Here is a 7,545-nt window from a genome sequence, read left to right as displayed (position 1 = left end):
GGGGCGGGCAGGAGCAGGTACCCGGCCAGGTCGAGTTCGTCGGGGCCGGAAGGGATCAGGCCGGGCGGGGCGACCTGCCTGACCAGGCCGCTGTCCGGGTCGAGCAGGACGTCGCGGACGTCTCCGTCGGGCAGCCGGGCGCCACGCAGCGCAAGTGGTGGCATGTCAGCGGTCCGTTCCGTGCGGCGCGGTGAGTACCGCGAAACCGTCGAAGTCATGACGGCGTACGGGGGCGCCGAACATGTCGGTGGAGGGGTACGGACGGGTGCGGCCGTCCCGTACGGCCGCGAACGCCTCGGCGACCCGGCCCACGAAGTCCGCGGACTCCCGGTGGCGCAGATTGTGGCCGAGCAGCGCGGTGGCGACGGGCAACTCGGCGAGGCGGCGCGTCGAACCGGCGAAGCCGGTCACGTCGGCCCCCGGCACATGGGCGAAGAAGGTACCGCTGATCAGCGTGTCCCCGGCCAGCAGCAACCCGGTCTCCGGCTCCCACAGGCAGATGCCGTCAGGCGAGTGCCCGGGGGTGTGGAGCACTTGCAGGCGCCGGCCGCCCAGGTCGAGAACGTCTCCTTCGCGCAGCAGCCGGGTGGGGCGTACGGCCTCGATCCGCCAGTCGGCCAGGCAGGGAACCGGCCGCACCTCGACGCGGGAGTCGGTCAGGAAGAAACCGCCGGTATCCAGTGCCCGGAACTCCTCGTACCGCTTCCGCAGGCCGTGCGAGATGTGCGCGTACGCCTCCAGCCACTCGCGCGGAGCCGGAGCCGTGTGCAGTTCCGCCCCTTCGGCGTGTACGGCGATGTCCTCGGCGTGCCCGGCCAGGGACGCGTTGCCGCCGCGGTGGTCGAAGTGGTGGTGGGAGTTGACGACGAGCAGCGGCAGCCGGGTAAGCCGTCGCACCTGCTCGCCGATGTCGCCGATTCCCATGCCCGAGTCGTAGAGCAGGGCCAGGTCGTCGCCGAGCAGGAGATAGCTGTTGACGTGCCCCGGCTCCGCGATCAGGAAGACGCCCGGGACGGTCTCGGTCACCTGGAACCAGTCGGGCCCGCTCACGCGGCACCGAGCGTGTGGTACCGGCGGTCGTGGTGCACCAGCGCCGTCGGTCCGCCGGTGCCGGTCACCACGTGCTCGACGGCCGCGACGATCAGCTGATGATCTCCGGCTGGGAGGTCGCGCACGATACGGCAGAGGACCGCGTACGAACTGTGCGCGAGCAGCAGTGGCAGTCCGCCGCGCTCCTCGGCCGACCACTCCAGGTCCGCGAACCGGTCCGCGGAGGGGTCGGCGAAGCGCTGCGAGACGTGCTCGCCGCCGGCATGCAGGATGTTCAGTGCGAACGTGCGGCCGCCGAGCAGCGCGGGCAGCGTACGGCCGCGGCGGCCCACCCCGATCGCCACCAGCTGCGGTTCGCGGCTCACACTCATCACGGCGGTGCTGGTGAAACCGAGCGGGCGTCCCTCGGGCGTCAGAGCGGTGACGACACAGACGCCTCCGGCCAGGGCGGCCATGGCGTCGAGGAAGGCGTAGTCCGGCGAGCTGGCGACGGAACGGTCAGAGGTGGCCGCGGCCATGAGGGCTCCCTTGGGCTGGGCGTGAGGGTGGGGCACGTACACCGCGTACGACTCGACGACGGCTAGAATGTTCGTGCCATCAACATTCAGCGTAGAGCCCTGGTGTTTCGCCGGCGTAAAACCTCTCCCCAGCCGTCTTGAGGACTGCAGCGGCCCGTCGATGCCGACCGTTTAAGATTCCTGCCATGCCAACCCGTTCCGCCAACAGCACCTCGCCCGTTGCACAGGACTCGGATGCCCCGCTGCGCGCCGAACTCGGAAGCGAGATCCGCAAGTTGCGCAAGGAGCGGGGCCTGACCCTCGTACAGCTCGCCGAGCACGCCGCGCTCTCCCACCCTTTCCTCAGCCAGTTGGAGCGGGGACTGACCCGGCCGAGCATGCAGTCCCTGCACCGCATCGCCCGCGCCCTCGGCACCACCCAGCAGGCGCTCATGGCCGCGGCGGCGGTGCCGCATTCCGGCGCGTCGGCCGGCTCCGTGCACCTGGTGCGCTCGGGCGAGGGCCTGCCCGTCGACAACCCCGGCGGCACGGCGCGCATGCTCGGCGCCCCCGCCTACTCCGTCCACCCCGTGGAGTACACCGGGACCCGGGAGCGGTTCGAGGAGTACTACGACCACCCCGGTGACGAATTCGTCTACGTCGTGGCGGGTGAGATCGAGATCGACCTGCAGACCGCGGACGGACCCCGTCTCCACGTGCTCGAACCGGGAGACAGCATCTGCTACCCCGGAGGAACTCCCCACCGCTGGCGCGCCGTCGGCGACGGTTCGCGGGTGCGGCTCCTCACCGTCCAGAACGCGACCGGCGAAGCCGACCGCCACGCCTGACGCGGACATCGCCGGGTCCGCACACAGGTGTCCCCACGCCTATCCGCCGACGCAGCATCACGTCCCTCGGCAAGCGCGCCCGCGCCATGGTCCGCCCTCGGACGGTTCGCCAGCGTTCGCGCAGCCGTTGCCGCGCAGGCGTCTCGGGTGGCTGCTCGCCCGCTTCACTCCGCACGCCCTGCGCCCGTCCGCCGCGCACGCAGCCGACGACGGCCCGCCGCCGCTGATCTCCGACGACGCTCCCCACGCCGACGCCGGGCGTTGCGCATCCTGCTCATCGGCCTGCTGCTGTGGTCCGTACCTCTGGCCGCAGTGGCAGTCCTCACCGGCACCGGCAGCGTCTTCACCACGCAGGGCGTGTTCTTCTCCGGCACCGCGCTGGTCACCTTCGGCGGCGCGTACGCCGTCCTCGCCCACGTCGCCCAGCAGGCCGTACAGCACCACGGCTGGCTCGGCGAGGGCGAGATGGTCCGCGGGCTCGCCCTGGCCGAGACCGCCCCGGGACCGCTGATCATGGTGGTGCAGTTCGTCGCGTTCCTCGGCGCCTACCGCGACCCCGGCGCCCTCAACCCGTGGGCCGCCGCCCTGCTCGGCGCGCTGCTCACCACCTGGGTGACCTTCGTACCCTGCTTCCTGTTCATCTTCCTCGGCGCCCCCTACATCGAGCGCCTGCGCGGCAACCGCTCCGTATCCGCGGCCCTGATCGGCATCACCGCCGCCGCCGTCGGCGTCATCGCCAACCTCGCGCTCTACTTCGCACAACACACCCTGATCACCACGGTCAAGGACGCCACCTGGGGGCCGCTGCACCTCCAGCTCCCCGACCCGACCACCATTCGGCCCACTGCCCTGGCCATCACTCTCGCCGCGCTCGCCATGATCTTCAGGCTCAAGTGGAGCGTCCTGCGCACCCTCGGTCTCTGCGCCGCGCTCGGTCTGGCCACGGCGGGGGTCACCGCACTCTGGTGACGTGATCAACCACGAAGAAGCGAGCGGAACGCGGAAATACGGGCGAGCCACCTCTTTCCGGAACCCGCCTCCGGCCGCGCCGGGCCATGCCCGATGATGGTCAGGTCATGACCATGCTCCGTACGACGACGCACCGTGCGCCTCTGCCCGTTCTTCGGGCCGCGGTGTTCGCCGCTGTCGGGACGGTGCTGGGCGTGAGCGCCCACCATCTGATTGCCGAGGGACCGGCACCGTGGCGGCAGAGCGCCTGGGCTGTCGCCGTTCTCTTCGGTATCGGGCTCGCCGGTGCCCGGCGTCAGCGGACGCTGGGCGCGGTGATCGTGACGAGCGCCGCCGCGCAGGTGGGCCTGCACCTGTGGCTGTCGGCCGCACACGCGCACGCTGTCACCCCGACCATGGCCCTGGCGATGCCCATGCACAGCTACCACGCCATGGATGCCCATGGTGCGTGGCACGAGCGGCTGCACGGCTCGCTCACGATGACCGCCGTCCACGCCGTCGCGGCCGTGCTCGTCGCCGTACTGCTGCACCGTGCGGATGCGGTGTGCTGGTCGCTGGCACGCGGCGTGACGACCGCCGTCGACGGGGTGCGGGCCCGGATCGCCACGACGTGGGCGTTGCTGAGCGATCGCCCCGCGATGGTGGAGGGCGGGCTGCCCGCGCTCGCCCTTGAATGGATGGAACATCCGCCCCTCCAAGGGGCGTTGCTCGCGGACGTGGTGGTACGGCGGGGTCCTCCGCCGGCGGGGTTCGTACTCGCCAACTGACCCTGCCGGAGCAGCGCTCTCTCGCCGCTCCGCGTTCCATCACGCCTGGAGACACCCATGTCCCACCTCAGCAACACCCGTGCCACCGCCCGGCGCCTGGCGGTCGCCACAGCCGTGGCTGCCACCGCCGTCCTGCTGACCGCCGGTCCTGCCGCCGCTCACGTGGAGGTCGAGTCGGAGAAGGCGCAGGCCCTCGCCGAGAACGTCGAGGTCTCCTTCGACGCCGAGTCGGAGTCCAGCACGGCCGGGATCACCGAGATCCGTGTGGTTCTGCCGGCGGGCATCGCGCCGGCCGACGTGACGTACGGCGAAGGTCCCAAGGGCTGGAAGTTCACGGCGAACGACGACGGCTACACCATGAAGGGTCCGGCGGTGAAGGCCGGCGTCAACGCCGAGTACTCGGTCGTCGTCAAGCAGCTCCCTGACGCGAAGGAGCTGGCGTTCAAGACGCTCCAGACGTACAGCGACGGCCGTACCGACCGCTGGATCGAGCTGGACGAGAGCGGCGAGCAGCCCGCCCCGGTGCTCAAGCTGAAGGCTGCCGCAGCCGGCGCGAAGTCCGCGAGCCCGACCCCGAGCGAGACCGCATCGCAGTCCGCCTCTCCCACGGCGGAGGAGCCCTCGGCCTCCCCCGCCGCCGAGGCCGAGACGAAGGACGACGGCGGCCTGTCGGCCGGCGCCTGGATCGGCATCGGCGCCGTCGTGGTCGTCGTGGCGGGCGGAGCGTTCTATCTCGCACGCCGCCGGGGTGCCGCCTCCGCGTAGTTCCGACACGGCGGGATGCCCCGCCGTCACCAGCCCGGCCGACCCGGGTGTCATCTACCCAGGTCGGCCGGGCTTTCCCGCGCTCTTGGCTCGACTACGGGGAGATCAATCCGGTCGGCGGCCCAGTGTGCCGTGCCGGCCAGCAGCATCGCGGGCCCCAGCGCCAGCGCCACGGCCCGGACGCACGCCCCCGGCCACGGCGGCCGTGACCGGGGTGTGAGGCGCCCGACGTCGCCTCGCCTCAGGCCGGCACCGGAACCGGCGGCGGCGCCAGGCGCCCCGCCCGGTGCAGCCGCGCCACCAGCCCCGCGCACGCGAAGCCGGTAGCCGCGAGAACCACCCACGGCAGCCAGCGGACGCCCGTGTCGAAGAGCGCCCCGACGGCGAGGTTGCCGAGCGAGATCGCGATGCCGGAGGCGGTGTTGTAGGCGCCGTAGTACGTGGCGACGAGCCGGTCGCCGGACAGGCGTACGACGGTGTCCATCTCGAAGGGGTAGAGCAGAGCTCCGCCCCAGGCCAGCAGTGCGGCGCACAGGGCGAGTGCGAGCACGCCCTCCGCCATGCCGGCGGCGCCCCCGTACGGTCCGGGCAGCAGGGGCAGGAACCCGGCCCCCATCACCATCAGTCCGTAGACGATCGCGCGCGGCCCGGCCAGAGTGCGCTTCGCCCACGCCGTCAGTTTCAGTTGTCCCGACAGTGCGGCCAGCGCGGATACGGCGAAGATCGCACCCGTCACCAACCCGGTCCGCTCGCCGAAGAGTTCGCGGGCCCGCAGCGGCAGCGCGAGATACACCTGGAAGGCCAGCACGTACGAGCCGGCCATCGCGGCGGCGAAGAGGAGGAACGGCCGGTTGACGGCTACGGCGCGCCAGTCCGCGGCCACCGCCCGCCAGGCCGGCTCCGCGCTCCGGTCGGCGGGCGGACGCGCGGGCAACGCGCGGGCCTGCAGTACGGCAAGGGCTCCGAAGATGACCGCGGCCACCGTGCACACCGCGCCGAAGTCCCAGGCCAGCAGGGCGAGTCCGGCGAGTGGGCCGACCAGGATGCCTGCCTGGTAGAAGACGTTGAAGGCGGCGAACGCCTCCACGCGCCGTTCCTCGCCGGCCTCTGCCGCCAGATACGCCCGCACGGCGGGGTTGAACAGTGCGCCTGCCAGCCCTGTCAGCGCGGAGGCGGCGATGAGCGCGGGCAGCGAACTCGCCACCGCGAGCAGCCCGAACGCGACCGTCCGCAGCCCGCACCCGGCCAGGATCATCGGCTTGCAGCCGTAGCGGTCGGCGAGTGTGCCGCCCACGAGGAACATGCCCTGTTGGGACAGGTTGCGCACGCCGAGCACCAGGCCGACCGCCCAGGCGGCGAGGCCGAGGCCGTGGGCGAGGTGGTCGGCGAGGTAGGGCATCAGCATGTAGAAGCCGAGGTTGATGGCGAACTGGTTCACCATCAACAGCCGGGCGGGCCGGTCGAAGGAGGCCAGCTGGGCCCTGAGCCCCTTCATCGGACGGCTGCCTTCACCGCGTCGCGGGCCAGCGGGTCACGGACCCGGCTGCAGCGGGTCCAGGAGGTCGCCGTGCACTCGTCCGGCTCGGCGATCTCGTCCGGCTCGTCGGGCATCTCGTGTCCGAGAAGGCCGTGGTCTCGGCACCAGGCGTCGTTGTACACCGTCTCCAGGTAGCGGTGCGGCCCGTCGGGGAAGATCGCGGCGATCCGGGTGCCGATCGGATGCGTCCGGGCAACCCATCCGGCCACCAGGGCGACCGCGCCGACGCTCCAGCCGCCCGACGCGTAGTAACGGCGGGCAAGCCGGCGGCAGGCGCCGACCGCCTCGGCCGCAGCCACCCAGTGCACCTCGGCGAAGGCCGCGTAGTCGACGTTCGAGGGGTGGATGCTGGACCCCAGGCCGCGCATCAGTCGCGGTGCGGCGGGTTGGCCGAAGATCGTCGAGCCGACCGAGTCCACTCCGACGAGGGTGAGGTCGGGCAGCGACTCTCGCAGCACGGAGGCGGTACCCGCCGAGTGGCCGCCGGTACCGACCGCGGCCACCAGGACGTCGATGCGGCCGAGTTGGGCGAGGAGTTCGGCGGCGAGCGGCCGGTAGGCGCCCGCGTTGTCGGGGTTGTGGTACTGGTCCGGGCAGTACGCGCCCGGCGTGCGGGCCAGCAGCGCCGCGACGCGCTCGCGCCGGGCCTGTTGCCAGCCGCCCTCGGGGTGGGGAGTGGTCACCTGGTCCACCTGTGCGCCCACGGCGCTCAGGAGCCGGACCATCGACGGCTCCATGCCCGGGTCGGTGACGACGGTGACCGGATGACCGTACGTCAGCCCGGCCAGCACGAGGCCCAGGCCGAGGGTGCCGCTGGAGGACTCGATGACGGGCGCGCCCGGGGCGAGTTCACCGCGTCTCCGAGCTTCTCGGACCATGTGCAGGCCGGGGCGGTCCTTGATGCCGCCGGGGTTGGTCCCTTCCAGCTTGGCGTAGAAGCCGCGGCCGGCCGGTGCGAAGGGTTCGTCGACCCACAGGACGGGGGTGTTGCCCACGAGTTGGGCGGGGTGACGGGCGATCACGGGCAGGGGGGCGTGCGCCCCGAGGGGTGCGAGCAGGGAGAAGTGCATGTGCGTACGGCTCCTTCGCACGCCGCTTTCATGGCGGAGTGC

At 72.1% G+C, this 7,545-nt stretch carries 8 protein-coding genes; 4 read left to right on the top strand and 4 right to left on the bottom strand.

The genetic code is table 11. The features are described 5' to 3' along the window. Positions 1–165: 165 nt before the first annotated feature. The gene (locus AC31A1_RS42530) at positions 166–1,050 is read right to left on the bottom strand and encodes an MBL fold metallo-hydrolase (RefSeq protein ID WP_489658433.1); all 885 of its coding nucleotides are present in this window, start codon (positions 1,048–1,050) and stop codon (positions 166–168) included. Next, positions 1,047–1,568 carry a flavin reductase family protein gene (locus tag AC31A1_RS42525; protein WP_489658432.1) on the bottom strand — a complete coding sequence of 174 codons (522 nt, stop codon included), beginning with the start codon at positions 1,566–1,568 and terminating at the stop codon, positions 1,047–1,049. The genes AC31A1_RS42530 and AC31A1_RS42525 overlap by 4 nt, the downstream gene beginning before the upstream one ends. Positions 1,569–1,753: 185 nt before the next feature. On the opposite strand from AC31A1_RS42525, the gene AC31A1_RS42520 reads away from it, so the two are divergent. The 4 genes from AC31A1_RS42520 (at position 1,754) to AC31A1_RS42505 (ending at position 4,896) form a co-directional block, all read left to right on the top strand. Further along, positions 1,754–2,395 carry a helix-turn-helix domain-containing protein gene (locus AC31A1_RS42520; RefSeq protein ID WP_489658431.1) on the top strand — a complete coding sequence of 214 codons (642 nt, stop codon included), beginning with the start codon at positions 1,754–1,756 and terminating at the stop codon, positions 2,393–2,395. A 261-nt stretch (positions 2,396–2,656) separates the two neighbouring features. Next, positions 2,657–3,364 carry a chromate transporter gene (locus AC31A1_RS42515; RefSeq protein ID WP_489658430.1) on the top strand — a complete coding sequence of 236 codons (708 nt, stop codon included), beginning with the start codon at positions 2,657–2,659 and terminating at the stop codon, positions 3,362–3,364. Positions 3,365–3,471: 107 nt separating this feature from the next. Beyond that, complete coding sequence (locus AC31A1_RS42510) at positions 3,472–4,131, top strand: hypothetical protein (RefSeq protein ID WP_489658429.1); 660 nt, start codon at positions 3,472–3,474, stop codon at positions 4,129–4,131. A gap of 57 nt (positions 4,132–4,188) precedes the next feature. Continuing rightward, positions 4,189–4,896 carry a DUF1775 domain-containing protein gene (locus AC31A1_RS42505; protein ID WP_489658428.1) on the top strand — a complete coding sequence of 236 codons (708 nt, stop codon included), beginning with the start codon at positions 4,189–4,191 and terminating at the stop codon, positions 4,894–4,896. 241 nt (positions 4,897–5,137) lie between these two features. Here AC31A1_RS42505 and AC31A1_RS42500 read toward each other — a convergent pair whose 3' ends face one another. Continuing rightward, on the bottom strand, positions 5,138–6,391 hold the full coding sequence (locus tag AC31A1_RS42500; protein WP_489658427.1) for an MFS transporter: 1,254 nt from the start codon (positions 6,389–6,391) through the stop codon (positions 5,138–5,140). Continuing rightward, positions 6,388–7,503: a PLP-dependent cysteine synthase family protein gene (locus tag AC31A1_RS42495; RefSeq protein WP_489658426.1), complete on the bottom strand. Its 1,116-nt coding sequence runs from the start codon at positions 7,501–7,503 to the stop codon at positions 6,388–6,390. Before AC31A1_RS42495 ends, AC31A1_RS42500 begins: the two co-directional genes overlap by 4 nt. Between the last annotated feature and the right edge of the window lie 42 nt (positions 7,504–7,545).

The sequence above is a fragment of the Streptomyces sp. P5F9 genome, assembly GCF_057961495.1.
The sequence above is the reverse complement of the archived record's forward strand: the minus strand, read 5'-3'. Positions and strand labels throughout refer to the sequence as shown.